The sequence below is a fragment of the Streptococcus sp. D2 genome, from assembly GCF_006385825.1.
Taxonomy (GTDB): Bacteria; Bacillota; Bacilli; order Lactobacillales; family Streptococcaceae; genus Streptococcus; species Streptococcus shenyangsis.
Window position 1 is genome coordinate 172,089 of sequence record NZ_VFSI01000002.1, and the last position, 20,407, is coordinate 192,495.

The 20,407-nt window shown below is 40.5% G+C and carries 17 protein-coding genes; 13 read left to right on the plus strand and 4 right to left on the minus strand.

Going from position 1 to position 20,407, the window contains the following annotated elements; translation table 11 throughout:
- The first annotated feature begins 5 nt into the window (after positions 1-5).
- The 10 genes from FJR73_RS01980 to FJR73_RS02030 all read left to right on the plus strand — a co-directional run bounded on the left by FJR73_RS01980 (position 6) and on the right by FJR73_RS02030 (position 9,577).
- The gene (locus FJR73_RS01980) at positions 6-452 is read left to right on the plus strand and encodes a LytTR family DNA-binding domain-containing protein (protein WP_000776606.1); all 447 of its coding nucleotides are present in this window, start codon (positions 6-8) and stop codon (positions 450-452) included.
- Positions 453-456: 4 nt separating this feature from the next.
- Positions 457-1,131: a hypothetical protein gene (locus FJR73_RS01985; RefSeq protein WP_140833008.1), complete on the plus strand. Its 675-nt coding sequence runs from the start codon at positions 457-459 to the stop codon at positions 1,129-1,131.
- Positions 1,132-1,236: 105 nt separating this feature from the next.
- On the plus strand, positions 1,237-1,425 hold the full coding sequence (rpmB, locus tag FJR73_RS01990; protein WP_001140948.1) for a 50S ribosomal protein L28: 189 nt from the start codon (positions 1,237-1,239) through the stop codon (positions 1,423-1,425).
- A gap of 156 nt (positions 1,426-1,581) precedes the next feature.
- Positions 1,582-1,947, plus strand: coding sequence for an Asp23/Gls24 family envelope stress response protein (locus FJR73_RS01995; RefSeq protein WP_042901664.1), 366 nt, complete (start codon positions 1,582-1,584; stop codon positions 1,945-1,947).
- A gap of 2 nt (positions 1,948-1,949) precedes the next feature.
- A complete protein-coding gene (locus FJR73_RS02000; RefSeq protein ID WP_000036655.1) occupies positions 1,950-3,617 on the plus strand; it encodes a DAK2 domain-containing protein in 1,668 nt (555 codons plus the stop codon).
- 201 nt (positions 3,618-3,818) lie between these two features.
- Positions 3,819-5,519 (plus strand): acetolactate synthase large subunit, encoded by a 1,701-nt coding sequence (locus FJR73_RS02005; protein ID WP_000411736.1) that lies wholly within the window; start codon positions 3,819-3,821, stop codon positions 5,517-5,519.
- The gene (gene ilvN / locus FJR73_RS02010) at positions 5,512-5,988 is read left to right on the plus strand and encodes an acetolactate synthase small subunit (RefSeq protein ID WP_001253803.1); all 477 of its coding nucleotides are present in this window, start codon (positions 5,512-5,514) and stop codon (positions 5,986-5,988) included. The genes FJR73_RS02005 and ilvN overlap by 8 nt, the downstream gene beginning before the upstream one ends.
- A gap of 169 nt (positions 5,989-6,157) precedes the next feature.
- On the plus strand, positions 6,158-7,180 hold the full coding sequence (gene ilvC / locus FJR73_RS02020) for a ketol-acid reductoisomerase (protein ID WP_000290683.1): 1,023 nt from the start codon (positions 6,158-6,160) through the stop codon (positions 7,178-7,180).
- A gap of 113 nt (positions 7,181-7,293) precedes the next feature.
- On the plus strand, positions 7,294-8,544 hold the full coding sequence (gene ilvA, locus FJR73_RS02025) for a threonine ammonia-lyase IlvA (protein ID WP_050242204.1): 1,251 nt from the start codon (positions 7,294-7,296) through the stop codon (positions 8,542-8,544).
- 817 nt (positions 8,545-9,361) lie between these two features.
- Entirely contained in the window at positions 9,362-9,577 is a 216-nt protein-coding gene (locus FJR73_RS02030; protein WP_001130036.1) for a hypothetical protein, read from the plus strand.
- A gap of 90 nt (positions 9,578-9,667) precedes the next feature.
- On the opposite strand, the gene FJR73_RS02035 is transcribed toward FJR73_RS02030, so the two are convergent.
- Both FJR73_RS02035 and FJR73_RS02040 read right to left on the minus strand, forming a co-directional pair.
- The gene (locus FJR73_RS02035) at positions 9,668-10,408 is read right to left on the minus strand and encodes an amino acid ABC transporter ATP-binding protein (RefSeq protein ID WP_033680755.1); all 741 of its coding nucleotides are present in this window, start codon (positions 10,406-10,408) and stop codon (positions 9,668-9,670) included.
- The gene (locus tag FJR73_RS02040; protein WP_140833010.1) at positions 10,408-11,973 is read right to left on the minus strand and encodes an ABC transporter substrate-binding protein/permease; all 1,566 of its coding nucleotides are present in this window, start codon (positions 11,971-11,973) and stop codon (positions 10,408-10,410) included. The genes FJR73_RS02035 and FJR73_RS02040 overlap by 1 nt, the downstream gene beginning before the upstream one ends.
- Positions 11,974-12,111: 138 nt before the next feature.
- Between FJR73_RS02040 and FJR73_RS02045 the strand changes: the two genes are divergently transcribed.
- A complete protein-coding gene (locus tag FJR73_RS02045) occupies positions 12,112-14,001 on the plus strand; it encodes a DUF2207 domain-containing protein (RefSeq protein ID WP_140833012.1) in 1,890 nt (629 codons plus the stop codon).
- Positions 14,002-14,062: 61 nt separating this feature from the next.
- The gene (locus tag FJR73_RS02050; protein ID WP_140833014.1) at positions 14,063-14,908 is read left to right on the plus strand and encodes an undecaprenyl-diphosphate phosphatase; all 846 of its coding nucleotides are present in this window, start codon (positions 14,063-14,065) and stop codon (positions 14,906-14,908) included.
- Positions 14,909-15,045: 137 nt separating this feature from the next.
- On the opposite strand, the gene dinB is transcribed toward FJR73_RS02050, so the two are convergent.
- Positions 15,046-16,107 (minus strand): DNA polymerase IV, encoded by a 1,062-nt coding sequence (dinB, locus tag FJR73_RS02055; RefSeq protein ID WP_140833016.1) that lies wholly within the window; start codon positions 16,105-16,107, stop codon positions 15,046-15,048.
- Between the two features lie 236 nt (positions 16,108-16,343).
- Here dinB and pflB point away from each other — a divergent pair, with 236 nt between their 5' ends.
- Entirely contained in the window at positions 16,344-18,668 is a 2,325-nt protein-coding gene (pflB, locus tag FJR73_RS02060) for a formate C-acetyltransferase (RefSeq protein ID WP_000260628.1), read from the plus strand.
- Between the two features lie 298 nt (positions 18,669-18,966).
- On the opposite strand, the gene FJR73_RS02065 is transcribed toward pflB, so the two are convergent.
- On the minus strand, positions 18,967-20,406 hold the full coding sequence (locus tag FJR73_RS02065) for a TrkH family potassium uptake protein (RefSeq protein ID WP_140833018.1): 1,440 nt from the start codon (positions 20,404-20,406) through the stop codon (positions 18,967-18,969).
- Position 20,407: the final 1 nt, after the last annotated feature.

Below are 20,407 nucleotides of genomic sequence, written 5' to 3' on the forward strand. Positions count from 1 at the left end.
ATGGAATGAAGTTACGAATCGAAATTGACAGCAATTTAGAGGAAACTGAAATTGTCATCAAGGCAGCGGCTTTGACAGATGAGATTGCGGATTTACAGCGGCTCTTGCAAGAATCCAAGTCTCCTAGGTTGATTTTTTACAAGGGGACGGGTGAATATTATCTGGACTTGTCGGAAATTCTCTTCTTTGAGACGGAAGGTAGCAAGATTTATGCCCATACCCAGAAAGATGCCTACGAGGTTCGGCTTAAACTCTATGAGTTAGAGGCTATCCTTCCTCGCTATTTTAGTCGGGTATCCAAGTCAACTATTGCTAATATCCGTCAGGTTTACTCGGTGGACAAGTCCTTTTCAGGAACGGGCACTATTTCCTTTTATCAGACCCACAAGGAGGTTCATGTCTCACGACATTACCAATCCCTCCTAAAAGAAAATCTAAGAAACATGAGGTAAGAACATGAAAAAGAAAGCATTTGGTATTGTGTTGCTTATTTTGGCGGCTTTAGTATTATTACAGGGGAATTTTGGAATCCCTTCTCTGGGAGGGGACATTTGGCCCTTGATTGGTATTGCTTTTTTTGCCTACCAATCAGTCGGAGCTTTGTTGCGTCGCCACTTAACCTCAGCCTCTTTTACAGCTCTAGTAGCCCTCATGATTGCTAACCACTTTTATGATATTTTACCGATTCCAAATCAGTCTTTATTTTGGGCTAGTATTTTAATCGTAATGGGTGTCAGCGCACTCACTCATTCTAACAGAACTTGGAATGGAAAAAAATGGTGGTATGATGGTGAAAAGACCATTCTTACAGATAAGGAAGTCGCTTTTGGTACAGGGACTTTCTACAAGCAAGACCAAGAATTGGTAGAAGACCAAGTTGAAGTTGGTTTTGGCAATGCCAAGATATATTATGACAATGCAGAGATTTTAGGAGATAGCGCAACCCTGAAAGTGGAAGTTGGTTTTGGCAATGCAGTTATCTATGTTCCCCAACATTGGAGAGTTGATTTGAAGGTGGAAACTTTCTGTGGTGTAGCCAAGTCAGATACTTCTCTAGCCCCAACCAGCAAAACCTTGATTATCCGTGGAGATGTGGCTTTTGGGAAATTGGGAATTGTTTACGTTAAATAAAAAAATCTTCCAATTCCCTTGCAAAAATGGAAAAAGTGTGATAACATAGTACGGTATGTGGTGCTAGCACATCCGCTATATTAGATCTAATAGGAGGAAAACACAATGGCTAAAGTATGTTACTTTACAGGTCGTAAGACTGTATCAGGAAACAACCGTTCACACGCGATGAACCAAACAAAACGTGCCGTAAAACCAAACCTTCAAAAAGTTACTGTTCTTATCGATGGTAAACCTAAAAAAGTTTGGGCTTCAGCTCGTGCTTTGAAATCAGGTAAAGTTGAACGCGTTTAATAATAAAAGTAAAGGAGACCTTAGGGTCTTTTTTCTTTTATTACGGGTATAACATCATTTGAATAATAGAGTAAATATCCGCTGAGACAGTATTCTGCTTTTACACTTGGGCTGAAATATGATAAAATAGAGTATCAACTAGTTGAGGTAAAAAGGATGACTGTAAAAATTAATACAAAAGATGGTCAAATCGAACTAACAGATGAAGTGATTGCAACCGTCGTAGGTGGAGCAGCAACTGAGATTTTTGGTGTGGTCGGTATGGCTAGTAAAAATGCCCTCAAAGATAATTTCCAAGCCCTTCTAGGTAAGGAAAATTATTCCAAAGGTGTCGTCGTAAAAGCGACCGAAGATGGCAGTATTGCAGTTGATGTATATACCGTGTTGAGCTACGGAACAAAGATTAGCGAAGTGTCAAAAAACATTCAAGAGCGTGTTCGTTTTAGTTTGGAAAACCAACTTGGAATTACTGCTCAGACTGTAAATGTCTACATTCAAAATATCAAAGTTGTAGGAGAATAACCGTGTCAAAAATTACTACTAGCTTATTTCAAGAAATGGTGCAGGCTGCATCAACTCGCTTGAATAAGCAAGCTGAATATGTCAATTCATTAAACGTTTTTCCAGTTCCAGATGGAGATACTGGGACAAATATGGGAATGACCATTGAAAATGGTGCCAAAGAAGTTGCCGACAAGCCAGCTTCTACAGTTGGAGAAGTAGCGAGCATTCTTGCTAAAGGTCTTTTGATGGGCGCGCGTGGGAACTCAGGAGTTATTACGTCTCAGCTTTTCCGTGGATTTTCACAAGCCATCAAGGATAAAGACGAGTTAACAGGTCAAGACTTGGCCCTTGCCTTCCAATCAGGTGTGGAAGTTGCCTATAAGGCAGTGATGAAACCTGTTGAAGGAACGATTTTGACAGTTTCGCGTGGAGCTGCTATCGGTGCTAAGAAAAAGGCTGAGCAAACAGATGATGCTGTTGAAGTAATGCGTGCAGCCTTGGAAGGTGCTAAAACCGCTCTAGCTAAAACGCCAGATATGCTTCCAGTCTTGAAGGAAGTTGGAGTTGTGGACTCAGGTGGTCAAGGACTGGTCTTCATCTACGAAGGGTTCCTTTCAGCCCTTACTGGTGAATATATTGCATCTGAGGACTTTGTAGCGACTCCTGCCAACATGAGTGAAATGATCAATGCGGAGCATCATAAGTCTGTAGCTGGTCACGTAGCGACTGAGGACATTACGTTTGGTTACTGTACTGAAATCATGGTAGCCCTTAAACAAGGTCCAACCTATGCTAAAGATTTTGACTACGACGAATTCCGTAACTACTTGAATGAACTTGGAGATTCTCTCCTCGTTGTTAACGATGATGAAATTGTCAAAGTCCATGTCCATACAGAAGATCCAGGACTTGTTATGCAAGAAGGTCTCAAATATGGTAGCTTGGTCAAGGTAAAAGTTGACAACATGCGTAACCAACACGAAGCACAGGTTGAGAAAGAAGCTGCTCAAGTTAGCAAGCCTGCTGAAGAAAAAGAATATGCTTTGATTGCTGTGGTGGCTGGTAAAGGTCTAGCAGATATCTTCCGTTCTCAAGGTGTGGATTATGTTATCGAAGGCGGTCAAACTATGAACCCTTCAACAGAAGACTTTATCAAGGCTGTTGAACAGGTCAACGCTCGTAACATCATCTTCTTGCCAAACAACAAGAACATCTTCATGGCAGCTCAATCTGCAGCAGAAGTTTTGGAGCAACCAGCAGTAGTGGTAGAGGCTCGTACTCTTCCTCAAGGTTTGACAAGTCTTCTTGCCTTTGATCCAAGCAAGTCTATCGAAGAAAACCAAGAGCGTATGACTGCTGCTCTTAGCGATGTCGTTAGCGGAAGCGTCACAACAGCCGTTCGTGATACAACCATTGATGGTTTAGAAATCCATGAAAATGATAATCTTGGTATGGTGGATGGGAAAATCCTCGTGTCAAACCCTGATATGCACCAAACCTTGACAGAAACCTTGAAACATATGTTGGATGAAGATAGTGAAATCGTAACCTTCTATGTCGGTGAAGACGGGAGCGAAGAACTTGCCAATGAAATTGCTCAAGAAATCGCAGAAGAATTCGAAGACGTTGAAGTTGAGATTCACCAAGGTCAACAACCAGTTTACCCATACCTATTTAGTGTGGAATAAGATTAATGAAGGACTGAGAAATCAGTTCTTTTTTATTTGATAGTAAATGAAATCGGTATCTTTTTTAATAAAAACAAAAATAACATTCATAAATAAACGTTAAAATAGAAAATTCAGAAAATTTCTTCTTTTCTCTTGAAAAATCTTGAAAAAATGGTATGATAGTAACAAGTTATTTTTAAGAGGAAAGAAAGGGGAACAATGGAGAAAATCAGTTTAGAATCTCCTAAGACGGGGTCGGACCTAGTTTTGGAAACACTTCGTGATTTAGGAATTGATACCATCTTTGGTTATCCTGGTGGTGCAGTCTTGCCTTTTTATGATGCGATATATAATTTTAAAGGAATTCGCCACATTCTAGGACGCCATGAGCAAGGTTGTTTGCATGAAGCTGAAGGATATGCCAAATCAACTGGAAAGTTGGGTGTTGCCGTCGTCACTAGCGGACCGGGAGCAACAAATGCCATTACAGGGATTGCAGATGCCATGAGCGATAGCGTTCCCCTTTTGGTCTTTACAGGTCAGGTGGCGCGAGCTGGGATTGGGAAGGATGCCTTTCAGGAGGCAGACATTGTGGGAATTACCATGCCAATCACTAAGTACAATTACCAAGTTCGTGAGACAGCTGATATTCCTCGTATCATTACGGAAGCTGTTCATATCGCAACTACAGGTCGACCAGGGCCAGTCGTCATTGACCTACCTAAAGATGTATCTGCTTTAGAAACGGACTTCATCTATTCACCAGAAGTGAACCTACCAAGCTATCAACCGACTCTTGAGCCAAATGATATGCAAATCAAGAAAATCTTGAAGCAATTATCCAAGGCTAAAAAGCCAGTCTTGCTAGCTGGTGGTGGGATTAGTTATGCTGAAGCAGCTGCAGAATTAAATGAATTTGCAGAACGTTATCAAATTCCAGTGGTAACCAGTCTTTTGGGACAAGGAACGATTGCAACGAGTCACCCACTCTTCCTTGGAATGGGAGGCATGCACGGGTCATTCGCAGCTAATATTGCCATGACAGAAGCTGACTTTATGATTAGTATTGGTTGCCGTTTTGATGACCGCTTGACGGGTAATCCTAAGACTTTTGCTAAGAATGCTAAGGTTGCTCATATTGATATTGACCCAGCCGAGATTGGCAAGATTATCAGTGCAGATATTCCTGTGGTTGGAGATGCTAAGAAAGCCTTGCAAATGTTGCTTGCTGAACCAACAGTTCATAACAATACTGAGAAATGGATTGAGAAAGTTACTAAAGACAAGAACCGCGTTCGTTCTTATGATAAGAAAGAACGTGTGGTTCAACCGCAAGCTGTTATTGAACGAATTGGTGAATTGACGAATGGAGATGCCATTGTGGTAACAGATGTTGGTCAACACCAAATGTGGACAGCCCAGTATTATCCCTACCAAAATGAACGTCAGTTAGTGACTTCAGGTGGTTTGGGAACAATGGGATTTGGAATTCCAGCAGCAATTGGAGCTAAAATTGCTAACCCAGATAAGGAAGTTGTCTTGTTTGTTGGAGATGGTGGTTTCCAAATGACTAACCAGGAATTGGCTATTTTGAACATTTACAAGGTGCCAATCAAGGTGGTTATGCTGAACAACCACTCACTTGGAATGGTTCGCCAATGGCAGGAATCCTTCTATGAAGGTAGAACGTCTGAGTCAGTCTTTGATACCCTTCCTGATTTCCAATTGATGGCACAAGCTTACGGTATTAAAAACTATAAATTTGACAATCCTGAGACCTTGGATCAAGACCTTGAAGTCATTACGGAGGATGTACCTATGCTAATCGAGGTAGATATTTCTCGTAAGGAACAGGTGTTACCAATGGTACCAGCTGGTAAGAGTAATCATGAGATGTTGGGGGTGAAGTTCCATGCGTAGAATGTTAACAGCAAAACTACAAAATCGTTCAGGAGTCCTCAATCGCTTTACTGGCGTTCTGTCTCGTCGTCAGGTTAATATTGAAAGCATCTCTGTTGGAGCAACAGAAGATCCGAATGTATCACGCATCACCATTATTATTGATGTAGCTTCACATGATGAAGTGGAGCAAATCATCAAGCAACTCAATCGTCAGATTGATGTGATTCGCATTCGAGATATTACAGACAAGCCTCATTTGGAGCGCGAGGTGATTTTGGTTAAGATGTCAGCGCCAGCTGAGAAGCGAGCTGAGATTCTAGCTATTATTCAACCTTTCCGTGCAACAGTTGTAGACGTAGCACCAAGTTCGATTACCATTCAGATGACAGGAAATGCTGAAAAGAGTGAAGCTCTATTGAGAGTTATTCGACCATATGGTATTCGTAATATTGCTCGAACGGGTGCAACTGGATTTACCCGCGACTAATACTCTTCGAAAATCAAATTCAAACCACGTCAGCTGCCCCTTGCCGTACTCAAGTACAGCCTGCGGCTAGCTTCCTAGTTTGCTCTTTGATTTTCATTGAGTATAAAAAAACTTAAATTTGTTAAACCAGCCTAAAAGGTAATAAATAATAGAAAAGAGAGAAAAAACTATGGCAGTTCAAATGGAATACGAAAAAGATGTTAAAGTAGCAGCACTTGACGGTAAAAAAATCGCCGTTATTGGTTATGGTTCGCAAGGACATGCGCATGCTCAAAACTTGCGTGATTCAGGTCGCGATGTCATCATCGGTGTACGTCCAGGTAAATCTTTTGACAAAGCAAAAGAAGATGGATTTGACACTTACACAGTAGCAGAAGCAACTAAATTGGCTGACGTTATCATGATTTTGGCACCAGACGAAATCCAACAAGAATTGTACGAAGCAGAAATCGCTCCAAACTTGGAAGCTGGAAACGCAGTTGGATTTGCTCATGGTTTCAATATCCACTTTGAGTTTATCAAAGTTCCTGCGGATGTAGATGTTTTCATGTGTGCACCTAAAGGACCAGGACACTTGGTACGTCGTACTTATGAAGAAGGATTTGGTGTTCCAGCTCTTTACGCAGTATACCAAGATGCAACAGGAAATGCGAAAAACATTGCTATGGACTGGTGTAAAGGTGTTGGAGCTGCCCGTGTAGGTCTTCTTGAAACAACATACAAAGAAGAAACTGAAGAAGATTTGTTTGGTGAACAGGCTGTACTTTGTGGTGGTTTGACTGCCCTTATCGAAGCAGGTTTCGAAGTCTTGACAGAAGCAGGATATGCTCCAGAATTGGCTTACTTTGAAGTTCTTCACGAAATGAAATTGATCGTTGACTTGATCTACGAAGGTGGATTCAAGAAAATGCGTCAATCTATTTCAAACACTGCTGAGTACGGTGACTATGTATCAGGTCCACGTGTGATTACTGAACAAGTTAAAGAAAACATGAAAGCTGTCTTGGCAGACATCCAAAATGGTAAATTTGCAAATGACTTCGTAAATGACTACAAAGCTGGACGTCCAAAATTGACTGCTTACCGTGAACAAGCAGCTAACCTTGAAATTGAAAAAGTTGGTGCAGAATTGCGTAAGGCAATGCCTTTCGTTGGTAAAAACGACGATGATGCATTCAAAATCTATAACTAATTTATAGAAATTAAGGTGAAGGCGAGTTGGGGGACTAACTCGCTTTTATAATCAATTCATCTCTCTTTTAAGAGGATGGATTGTGATAGTATGAAATAGTCTAGGAGAAAATGATGTTAAGTTCAAAAGATATCATCAAGGCTCATAAAGTCTTGAACGGTGTGGTTGTGAATACCCCACTGGATTACGACCATTATTTATCGGAGAAGTATGGTGCTAAGATTTATTTGAAAAAAGAAAATGCCCAGCGTGTTCGTTCTTTTAAGATCCGTGGTGCTTATTATGCCATTTCCCAGCTCAGCAAGGAAGAGCGTGAACGTGGGGTAGTCTGTGCTTCTGCAGGAAATCATGCGCAGGGAGTTGCCTATACTTGTAATGAGATGAAAATTCCTGCTACTATCTTTATGCCCATTACTACGCCGCAACAAAAGATTGGTCAAGTTCGCTTTTTTGGTGGGGACTTCGTAACCATTAAACTAGTTGGAGATACCTTTGATGCCTCAGCTAAAGCAGCTCAAGAATTTACAGTCTCTGAAAATCGTACCTTTATTGATCCTTTTGATGATGCACATGTTCAAGCTGGTCAAGGGACCGTTGCTTATGAGATTTTAGAAGAAGCTCGAAAAGAATCGATTGATTTTGATGCTGTCTTGGTTCCTGTTGGAGGTGGCGGTCTGATTGCTGGGGTTTCTACCTATATCAAAGAAACAAATCCAGAGATTGAAGTCATAGGAGTAGAGGCTAATGGGGCACGTTCCATGAAGGCTGCCTTTGAAGCTGGTGGGCCTGTTAAACTCAAAGAAATTGATAAATTTGCGGATGGGATTGCTGTGCAAAAGGTAGGTCAGTTGACCTATGAGGCAACTCGTCAACATGTTCAAACCTTGGTAGGTGTTGACGAGGGTCTGATTTCTGAAACCTTGATTGACCTCTACTCTAAGCAAGGGATTGTCGCAGAACCTGCTGGAGCGGCTAGTATCGCCTCTTTAGAGGTTTTAGCTGAATATATCAAGGGGAAAACCATTTGTTGTATCATTTCTGGAGGAAATAATGATATCAACCGTATGCCAGAAATGGAAGAGCGTGCCTTGATTTATGATGGCATCAAGCATTACTTTGTGGTCAATTTTCCACAGCGTCCAGGAGCTTTGCGTGAGTTTGTAAATGATATCTTGGGGCCGAATGATGATATCACACGTTTTGAGTATATCAAACGAGCTAGCAAGGGTACAGGGCCTGTATTGATTGGGATTGCCTTAGCAGATAAGCATGATTATGCAGGTTTAATCCGTAGAATGGAAGGTTTTGATCCAGCTTATATTAACTTAAATGGTAATGAAACGCTCTATAATATGCTTGTCTGAGGACTAATAAAAAAATATCATATTATTTGCACAATCGATGTATAGGTGTTATAATGAGGGTGAAGAAAGGGGGCGATTCCTATGGATTTAGGAAATCTATCGTGCTATTTCTACTACAACTCACTATAGCACCTATTATTTTTTATTTCAGCTTATGATAATAAAGAAGAATGACTTGTTATATATAGGGTTATTTTTTAGAATACCATATTTTATATATATCTAATTTTAAGTTTGATTAAATATAATAGGAATTAGAAAAAATAATCAATGCTTATAAAGTAGATTTGGTGAGTTGATTGAATATAGTATATGATAGCAGTAATATGAGGCGAGTAGAACATTTGGAATACTAGGAAGTTCTATTCTAAATGCTGATTGTAATAGCGGTGTGTTATAAGAATATGCAAAATTTGATGAGATAAGTCAATTGTACCGGTTAAAAAAGTTATAATAGGAAGGGAAACAAAGGAAATAGAAAGGATAAAATAGATATGAGATAGTCCGAAAAGGAAGATTCTCTTTGACAAACTTATAGATTAAAATGAAGATATAGATATGACTCCTGTTTATCTTATTGAGAAACTGGTATTTTTTCTCGGTGAATATTTTTGCGAATTTAAAGTTTAATAATTCAATTATTTTTTAGGTGCTTGCTAATGGTTTATAGCAAGTAAAAACCTATATATTATCGGCTTTAAAAAAGAAGTAAGAAAAATAAAAATCTTTTATTTTATTGAATATATGTTTTTTTATTGACAAAAGACATAAAAACGTATAGAATAATATATCGTAAAGAAGAAAATAGGAGAAGGACATGGCTAAGTCAAACTTTGAAAAAGTAGAATCAGTTGTTGGCTGGGTTCGTGATAAGAAAATCACAGGCTACCGTATCTCTAAAGAAACGAATGCGCGTGAAATGTCTATCATTGCTCTAGCGCAGGGTCGTGCAAAAGTAAAAAATATTTCATTTGAAACAGCTCTAGGTTTAATTGATTTCTATGAAAAAAATCATGAAAAATTTGAAGATTAATCTTTGGATAATGGCGGATTCTTGAATTGGGTCTGCCTTTTCATTTTTTGGCCAGCAAAAAGACTGCACGGTTGATGCAGCCTTTTCTTTTTATTTGAGATAACGTTGAAGGAATTCTTTTGTTCGGTCTTCTTTAGGATTGGTGAAGAGGTCTTCTGGTTTACCTTCTTCAGCAATAACACCCTTATCCATAAAGATAACACGGTGAGAGACATCGCGAGCGAATTCCATCTCGTGAGTCACTACAATCATAGTCAAGCCTTCTTGGGCCAGTTCCTGCATGATTTTAAGGACTTCTCCAACCATTTCTGGATCGAGAGCTGATGTTGGTTCATCAAAGAGAATAGCGTCTGGATTCATGGAGAGGGCACGAGCGATAGCCACACGTTGTTTTTGACCACCTGAGAGTTGTTTTGGCTTGGCTTGCCAGTAGCGTTCCCCCATGCCGACTTTTTCAAGGTTTTCTTTGGCAATCTTTTCAGCTTCTGTGCGTTCACGTTTAAGGACTGTTGTCTGAGCGACGATTGTGTTTTCAAGAACGTTGAGATTTTCAAAGAGGTTAAAGGATTGGAAAACCATTCCCAACTTTTCACGGTATTGCGTGAGGTCATAGCCTTTTTCGAGGACGTTTTGTCCATGATAAAGGATTTGTCCATCAGTTGGTGTTTCAAGTAGGTTAATGGAGCGTAGGAAGGTTGATTTTCCGCTTCCAGAGCTTCCGATGATAGAGATGACCTCTCCCTTGTGGACAGTGAGAGAAATGTCTTTTAGCACTTCGTTTTGTCCGTAGGATTTTTTGAGGTGTTTAATTTCAAGGATTGCTTGGGTCATTATTTCAAATCCTCCGTTTGCATTTGGTTAGCACCTGTAGTATAGGTATCCATGTCCATTCGGCGCTCGATGAAGCGTAGGATACGTGTTACGGTGAAGGTGAGGACAAAGTAAATCACGGCGATGATTGTAAATGTCTGGAAGTATTGATAGGTTTGTGTTGCCACGGTATTTCCTGAGAAATAAAGTTCGACAACAGAGATAACGTTCAATACAGATGTATCTTTGATATTGATGATAAACTCATTACCAGTTGCGGGTAGGATGTTACGGACTACCTGAGGTAGGACAATCTTACGCATGGTTTGGTTATGAGTCATACCAAGAGCAGTAGCGGCTTCAAATTGTCCCTTGTCAACCGCTAGGATACCACCACGGACGATTTCAGTCATGTAGGCACCAGTGTTAATTGAAACGATGAAGATAGCGGCCAGTGTACGGTCAAGGTTGATACCGAAAGCTTGGGCAGTTCCATAGTAGATAACCATTGATTGAACGATCATTGGAGTACCACGGAAAATTTCAATGTAGACATTGAGGATCCAGCTGACTAGTTTTTGTAGGCCATAAATGGCTTTGTTTTCAGAGAGAGGAGCAGTACGGAAGACACCAATGGCAAGACCGATAATGAGACCTGTGATGGTTCCGACGATAGAGATTAAAAGAGTGATACCAGCACCACGCAAGAGTTGTTGCCAGTTTTCAGAAAGAATTTTAGCGACTTGGCTGAAGAAATTACTGCTAGTCTCTTCAGTTGTTGTAGATTCGGCAGGTTGTTCCTTGATCATACGATCCATCAAGGCAACTTGGTCATCTTTTGAAATGGTTTCAATGCTGGCATTGATTTGGCTAATACGATTGTCATCTTTACGAAGTCCAATGGCGATAGCTGTATCTTCTTCCCCAGTTTTGAAACCTGGTTCCACTTGGACCATCTTGAACTTAGAGTTAGCAGCTTCAGCAGTCAGAGCTTCTGGGCGTTCAGAAACATAGGCATCGATGACACCAGCCTCAAGAGCTTGGCGCATTTGAGCGAAGTCTCCCATGGCTGTTTCTTTTTTAGCACCTGGGATTTGTGCAATCAAGTCGTAGAGGTAGACACCTTGTTGAGAAGTGATTTTCGCACCATTAAAGTCATCTAAAGATTTAGCATTTGCGTAGGCAGAATCTTTTTTGACTAGTAGAACTGGTTCGCTAGTGTAGTAACTGCTTGAAAAGGCAATTTCTTGTTTGCGTTCTGCAGTAGGACTCATACCTGCAATAATCATGTCAATCTTACCAGAAGTAAGGGCAGGGACTAGACCTTCCCACTTGGTTTTAACAACCAAAGGTTCTTTACCTAAGTCCTTAGCGATTTTCTTGGCAATTTGGACATCGTATCCATTGGCATACTGGTTAGTTCCATCGATTTTGACAGCTCCATTGCTATCATCGTCCTGGGTCCAGTTAAAGGGAGCATATGCTGCTTCCATTCCGATGCGTAAATATTCATCGGCTTGGGCAACATTAACAAATCCCAGCATCAGCAAGAGACTTGTGAAAATAGATAAGTATATTTTTCTCATGATTTCTCCTATTTCTAATCTATTAAAAAATAACTGTCTCCTATTTTATCGAAAAAAACTCTATTTTTCAATATAGGTAAGCCCTTACTTATGAAAAAATGATATAATGATAGCAAAGATAAAAAGGGGGCTTAGTTGATGAAAAAAACTTTTTTCTTATTTGTTTTAGGCTTGTTTTTCCTTCTGCCATTCTCTGTTTTTGCCATTGATTTCAAGATAAACTCTTATCAAGGGGATTTGTATATTCATGCAGACAATACAGCAGAATTTAGACAGAAGATAGTTTACCAGTTTGAGGAGGACTTTAAGGGCCAAATCGTGGGACTTGGACGTGCTGGCAAGATGCCTAGCGGATTTGACATTGATTCCCATCCAAAGGTTCAGGTCTCGAAAAATGGTGCTGAACTGACAGATGTTACGAGCGAAGTGACAGAAGGAGCAGATGGTTATACTGTTAAAGTTTATAATCCAGGTCAAGATGGCGATACAGTTGAAGTTGACCTTATCTGGAACTTAAAGAATTTGCTTTTCCTTTATGATGATATCGCTGAATTAAATTGGCAGCCTCTGACAGATAGTTCAGGGACTATTGGAAAGTTTGAATTTCATGTAAGGGGAGACAAGGGGGCTGAAAAACTCTTTTTCCACACAGGGAAACTCTTTAGAGAGGGAACGGTTGAAAAGAGTAGCCTTGATTATACTATTCGTTTGGACGATCTTCCGGCTAAGCGTGGAGTTGAATTGCATGCCTACTGGCCTCGGACCGATTTTGCTAGCGCTAGGGATCAGGGATTGAAAGGGAATCGTTTAGAAGAGTTTAATAAGATAGAAGACTCGATTGTTAGAGAAAAAGATCAGAGTAAACAACTCGTTACTTGGGTATTTCCTTTGCTACTTTCCATTTCCTTGTTATTGAGTGTCTGCTTTTATTTTATCTATAGAAGAAAGACCACTCCTTCAGTCAAATATGCCAAAAATCATCGTCTCTATGAACCACCAATGGAATTAGAGCCTATGGTTTTATCAGAGGCTGTCTACTCGACCTCTTTAGAGGAAGTGAGTCCTCTAACAAAAGGAGCAGGTAAATTCACCTTTGACCAACTTATTCAAGCTACCTTGCTAGATGTGATAGATCGTGGGAATGTCTCTATTATTTCAGAAGGAGATGCAGTTGGTTTGAGGCTAGTAAAAGAAGATGGTTTGTCCAGTTTTGAGAAAGACTGTCTAAATCTGGCTTTTTCAGGCAAAAAAGAAGAAACTCTTTCCAATTTGTTTGCGGATTACAAGGTATCTGATAGTCTTTATCGTAGAGCAAAAGTCTCTGATGAAAAACGGATTCAAGCAAAGGGGCGTCAGCTCAAATCTTCTTTTGAAGAAGTATTGAACCAGATGCAAGAAGGAGTGAGAAATCGGGTTACCTTCTGGGGGCTTCCGGATTACTATCGTCCTTTAACTAGTGGGGAAAAAGCCTTGCAAGTGGGTATGGGGTCCTTGACTATCCTGCCCCTATTTATCGGATTTGGTTTGTTCTTGTACAGTTTGGATGTTTATGGCTATCTTTACCTCCTCTTGCCAATACTTGGTTTTCTAGGTTTGGTTTTGGCTGTTTTCTATTATTGGAAGCTTCGACTAGATAATCGTGATGGTGTCCTAAATGAAGCAGGAGCAGAAATCTACTATCTCTGGACCAGTTTTGAAAATATGTTGCGTGAGATTGCACGATTGGATCAGGCTGAATTGGAAAGTATTGTGGTCTGGAATCGCCTCTTGGTCTATGCGACCTTATTTGGCTATGCGGACAAGGTCAGTCATTTGATGAAGGTTTATCAGATTCAAGTGGAAAATCCAGATATCAACCTCTATGTAGCTTATGGCTGGCACAGTATGTTTTATCATTCAAGCGCGCAAATGAGCCATTATGCCAGTGTCGCAAATACAGCAAGCACCTACTCCGTATCTTCTGGAAGTGGAAGTTCTGGAGGTGGCTTCTCTGGAGGCGGAGGTGGCGGCAGTATCGGAGCCTTTTAAAGAGAACTGCCATAGACTGAAAAAGTATGCTATAATGGAAGATAGAAAAAAGGAGTAATCTATGTATCTTATTGAAATTTTAAAATCTATCTTCTTTGGTATTGTCGAAGGAATTACGGAATGGTTGCCGATTTCCAGTACAGGTCACTTGATTTTAGCAGAGGAATTTATCCAATACCAAAATCAAAATGAAGCCTTTATGTCCATGTTTAATGTTGTAATTCAGCTTGGAGCGATTTTAGCGGTTATGGTGATTTACTTTAACAAGCTCAATCCTTTCAAACCGACTAAGGACAAGCAGGAAATTCGTAAGACTTGGAGACTGTGGTTGAAGGTCTTGGTTGCAACTTTGCCTTTACTTGCCGTCTTTAAGTTTGATGATTGGTTTGATACCCACTTCCATAATATGGTTTCAGTTGCTCTCATGTTGATTATTTATGGGATTGCCTTTATCTATTTGGAAAAGCGCAATAAAGCGCGTGCTATCGAGCCAAGTGTAACAGAGTTGGACAAGCTTCCTTATACGACAGCTTTCTATATCGGACTCTTCCAAGTTCTTGCCCTTTTACCAGGAACTAGCCGTTCTGGAGCCACAATCGTCGGTGGTTTATTGAATGGAACCAGTCGTTCTGTTGTGACAGAATTTACCTTCTATCTTGGAATTCCTGTTATGTTTGGAGCTAGTGCCTTAAAGATTTTCAAATTTGTGAAAGCAGGACAGCTCTTGAGCTTTGGGCAATTGTTCTTGCTCTTGGTTGCGATGGGAGTAGCCTTTGCAGTCAGCATGGTCGCTATTCGTTTCTTGACAAGCTATGTGAAAAAACACGACTTTACTCTTTTTGGTAAATACCGTATCGTGCTTGGTGGTGTCTTGCTACTTTATAGCTTTGTTCGTTTATTTGTATAAGAAAAACCTTGAAGGGGCAACTCTTCAAGGTTTTATACTCAATGAAAATCAAAGAGCAAACTAGGAAGCTAGCCGCAGGCTGTACTTGAGTACGGTAAGGTGACGCTGACGTGGTTTGAAGAGATTTTCGAAGAGTATTAAAATCCAGTCACGGTAATCCCCAATAGGCGGACACCTCTTTCTTTCTCGCTTAATTCTTCATAGAGTTGCAGGGCTATTTGGCCTATCTGACTAGCATCCTGTGTTTTTTGAGAAAGACTTTTTCGTTTAGTAAGAGTTGAAAAGTCCTCGTAGCGGATTTTCAGAATGACAATTTTTCCAGTTTTCTCTTGTTGATTGAGATTGAGAGCGACTCGTTCTGATAGGAGAGTCAGCTCTTTTTTGATGTCTTCCTCGGCACGGAGAATCTTTCCATAGGTTTTCTCTTTGCCGATTGATTTACGGATGCGATTGGATTTGACGGGGGAGTTGTGAATGCCACGAGCCTTTCGATAAAGGTCATAGCCCAGTCTGCCAAAACGGTCTATTAGAGTCACTTCAGGAACTTCAAGTAGGTCAGCGCCAGTAAAAACCCCCATTTGATGCAGACGTTCTACTGTCTTTTTTCCTACTCCATGAAACTTGGAAATATCCATTTGTTTGAGAAAATCCTCAGCCTGGTCAGGTAGAATCACTGTCAGACCATGTGGTTTTTGATAATCGCTCGCCATTTTAGCTAAGAATTTGTTGTAGGAAACACCGGCAGAAGCAGTTAGATGAAGTTCTTGCCAGATATCCTCTTGAATGAGGCGAGCGATTTTGACCGCTGACTTAATCCCGAGTTTATTTTCTGTTACATCCAAATAGGCTTCGTCAATGCTCATGGGTTCAATCAAATCTGTATAGCGCTTAAAAATAGCTCGAATCTGGAGGCCCACAGACTTATATTTCTCATAATTCCCTGAGATGAAGACGGCCTGGGGACAACGCTCATAGGCTTCCTTGGAACTCATAGCAGAATGGACACCAAAAGCTCGCGCCTCATAGCTACAGGTAGAAACGACTCCCCGCCCACCTGTTTGCCGAGGGTCACTTCCGATAATGACAGGTTTTCCTCTGAGTTTAGGATTATCCCTGATTTCTACCGCAGCAAAAAAGGCATCCATGTCAATATGGATGATTTTTCTTGACAAATCATTTAACAAAGGAAAAATCAACATGCATAGCTCCTTTTACTGCTTATTTTCTTTTATTATACCCTTTTTTCTGAAAAAAAGAAAAAAGGGTATAATTTTTTCAAAAATATAATACAGTTTAGAGAAAAATATAGACTGTTTTAGAAAAGAAAGTGTAAAAATAGGGATTTATCACTTGTTGAAAACGATTACTGTATGGTATACTTGTCTCATGAATGTAACAGATGGTTGTTACTAGAAAGAAAAAAGAGGACATTAACATGGTTGTTAAGACAGTTGTTGAAGCACAAGATATTTTTGACAAAGCTTGGGAAGGCTTCAAAGGAGTAGATTGGAAAGAAAAAGCAAGTGTATCACGCTTCGTACAAGCTAACTACACACCTTACGATGGAGACGAAAGCTTCCTTGCTGGACCAACAGAACGTTCACTTCACATCAAAAAAATTGTAGAAGAAACTAAGGCTCACTACGAAGAAACTCGTTTCCCAATGGACACTCGTCCAACATCTATCGCTGACATCCCAGCAGGATTTATCGATAAAGAAAACGAAGTTATCTTTGGTATCCAAAATGATGAACTCTTCAAATTGAACTTCATGCCAAAAGGTGGTATCCGTATGGCTGAAACTACTTTGAAAGAAAATGGATACGAACCAGATCCAGCTGTTCACGAAATCTTTACTAAATACGTAACAACAGTTAACGACGGTATCTTCCGTGCCTACACTTCAAACATTCGTCGCGCTCGTCACGCTCACACTGTAACTGGTCTTCCAGATGCATACTCACGCGGACGTATCATCGGTGTTTATGCACGTCTTGCTCTTTACGGTGCAGACTACTTGATGCAAGAAAAAGTAAACGACTGGAATGCAATCGAAGAAATCGATGAAGAAACAATCCGTCTTCGTGAAGAAATCAACCTTCAATACCAAGCATTGCAACAAGTTGTTCGCTTGGGTGACCTTTACGGAGTTGACGTTCGCAAACCAGCGATGAACGTTAAAGAAGCAATCCAATGGGTTAATATTGCCTTCATGGCTGTCTGCCGTGTTATCAACGGTGCTGCTACATCTCTAGGACGTGTGCCAATCGTATTGGACATCTTTGCAGAACGTGACCTTGCTCGTGGTACATTTACTGAGTCAGAAATCCAAGAATTCGTTGATGATTTCGTTATGAAACTTCGTACAGTTAAATTTGCTCGTACTAAAGCTTATGACCAATTGTACTCAGGTGACCCAACTTTCATCACAACTTCTATGGCTGGTATGGGTAACGACGGTCGTCACCGTGTTACTAAGATGGACTACCGTTTCTTGAACACTCTTGACAACATTGGTAACTCTCCAGAACCAAACTTGACAGTTCTTTGGACTGACAAATTGCCATACAACTTCCGTCGCTACTGTATGCACATGAGCCACAAACACTCTTCTATCCAATACGAAGGTGTAACAACAATGGCTAAAGATGGATATGGTGAAATGAGCTGTATCTCATGCTGTGTGTCTCCACTTGACCCAGAAAATGAAGAACAACGCCACAACATCCAGTACTTCGGTGCGCGTGTAAACGTATTGAAAGCCCTTCTTACTGGTTTGAATGGTGGTTACGACGATGTTCACAAAGACTACAAAGTATTTGACATCGAACCAATCCGTGACGAAGTTCTTGAATTTGAATCAGTTAAAGCTAACTTTGAAAAATCTCTTGACTGGTTGACTGACACTTACGTAGATGCTTTGAACATCATCCACTACATGACTGATAAGTACAACTACGAAGCTGTTCAAATGGCCTTCTTGCCAACTAAACAACGTGCTAACATGGGATTCGGTATTTGTGGATTTGCTAACACTGTTGATACATTGTCAGCTATCAAATATGCTACAGTTAAACCAATCCGTGATGAAAATGGCTATATCTACGATTACGAAACAATCGGTGAATACCCACGTTGGGGTGAAGATGACCCACGTTCAAACGAATTGGCAGAATGGTTGATTGAAGCTTACACAACTCGTCTACGTAGCCACAAACTTTACAAAGACGCTGAAGCTACAGTATCACTTTTGACAATCACATCTAACGTTGCTTACTCTAAACAAACTGGTAACTCACCAGTCCACAAAGGTGTATACCTCAACGAAGATGGTTCTGTGAACTTGTCTAAACTTGAATTCTTCTCACCAGGTGCTAACCCATCTAATAAAGCTAAAGGTGGATGGTTGCAAAACTTGAACTCACTTTCTAGCCTTGACTTTAGTTATGCAGCTGATGGTATCTCATTGACTACACAAGTTTCACCTCGCGCTCTTGGTAAGACTCGTGATGAACAAGTTGATAACTTGGTAACAATTCTTGATGGTTACTTCGAAAACGGTGGACAACACGTTAACTTGAACGTTATGGACTTGAACGATGTTTACGAAAAGATTATGTCTGGTGAAGATGTTATCGTACGTATCTCTGGATACTGTGTAAACACTAAATACCTCACTCCAGAACAAAAAACTGAATTGACACAACGTGTCTTCCACGAAGTTCTTTCAATGGATGATGCCTTGGATGCATTGAGCTAATCAAGTTCTTGAATAATGAAATAAGGAACCCTCGGTCAGTCGACTGAGGGTTGTTTTTGGGGTTCTTCAATTCCTTAAAGTCAGACACTGAAATATCTGATCGGAATTCAAAGAAACTTGTTGAGTTGGGGGGATTTGAAAATAATCCTCAATGAAAATCAAAGAGCAAACTAGGAAGCTAGCAGCAGGTTGCTCAAAACACTGTTTTGAGGTTGCAGATAGAGTTGACATGGTTTGAAGAGATTTTCGGAGAGTATAAAAACACCACACTTTGTTAGATACAAGGTGTGGTTGTATTTTATCTTTTAGACCAAGTTCTCTTCATAAAGAGAAGTAGGATTGGGTAAATCTCTAAGCGGCCTGCAATCATTGCAAAGGAGAGGAGAATTTTTGAGATAGGACTAAAGATTGCGAAGCTAGAAGTGGTTCCTAGAATAGGCCCGATATTATTGAAACAGCTAAAGACAGCGCTAGTAACGACCAGGAAATCATTGCTGTCTAGACTGACAATAAAGATAAGTGATAACAAAATCATAGCATAGATGACAAAGTACTTGAGAATTTTATGCTGGGTATCTTTGTCAATCACCGTTTTATTAACATGGAGGGTCAAAACACGGTGGGGCGATAGGATTGACAAAATCTGATTTTTAGCAATTTTTGAAAGGATGAGGCCTCGAATGACTTTGAGTCCACCTGCGGTTGAACCAGCAGAACCACCGATTCCCATGAGAAAGAGGAGGATAAACTGGGAGAAGAGGGGCCAGTTAGTAATGTCTCCGTATCCAAAACCAGTAGTCGTAATGATATTGGAAACCTGGAAGAAGGCCATTTCAAAACTCTTAGAAAATCCTGGGTAGAGATAGAGGGTATTGAGGCTGATCAAGCCTGTAGAAACCAGAACAATGACCAAGTAAGCTCGAAGTTCTTCATCTCCAAAAAAGGCCTTGACGCGACGGAGCATGAGGTAGTAGTAGAGATTGAAATTTACCCCAAAAACCAGAACTCCGATACTAACTAGATAGGTAATCAGTGAGCTACCATAGTGGGCAATTCCGTCGTTATAGACGGTGAAGCCTCCTGTACCTGCTGTCCCCATAGCAATGACAAAACTATCAAATAGGGGCATGCCAGCTAGATAATAGATGATGACAAAGAGGGAGAAGAGAGCTAGATAAAGGAGATAGAGAATCTGGGCAGTATTTTTGAGTTTGGATACTACTTTACCAAAAACAGGGCCAGGAACCTCAGCCTTCATCACCTCTAGGTGACTATTCTTGGCATTATCCATAATAGCAAGCGCAAAAACAAGCACCCCCATCCCTCCAATCAAGTGGGTAAAACTTCGCCAGAAGAGGAGGGAACGGCTGAGAACTGAAACGTCATTCAGAATAGTTGCTCCAGTAGTTGTAAAGCCAGAACTGATCTCAAAAAAGGCATCTATAAGGCTGGGAATTTGCCCAGCAAAAACAAAGGGGAGACCACCAAAGAAAGACCAAAGGATCCAACAGAGGGCCACAATTAAGATTCCTTCCTTGGCATAAATCCGTTGATTTTTTGGCTTTTGTAAAATTCCTGAACCGCCTAGTAATAAGAGAATCCCAATCGTTGTAAAGAGGGCTGTAAAGACTTGGCTCGATTCACGGTAATAGACAGCGACAGACACAGGAACCAAAAGAAGAACAGCTTCAATCAAAAGTAATTTTGAAAGGAGGTAACGAATCATACTTTTATTCATT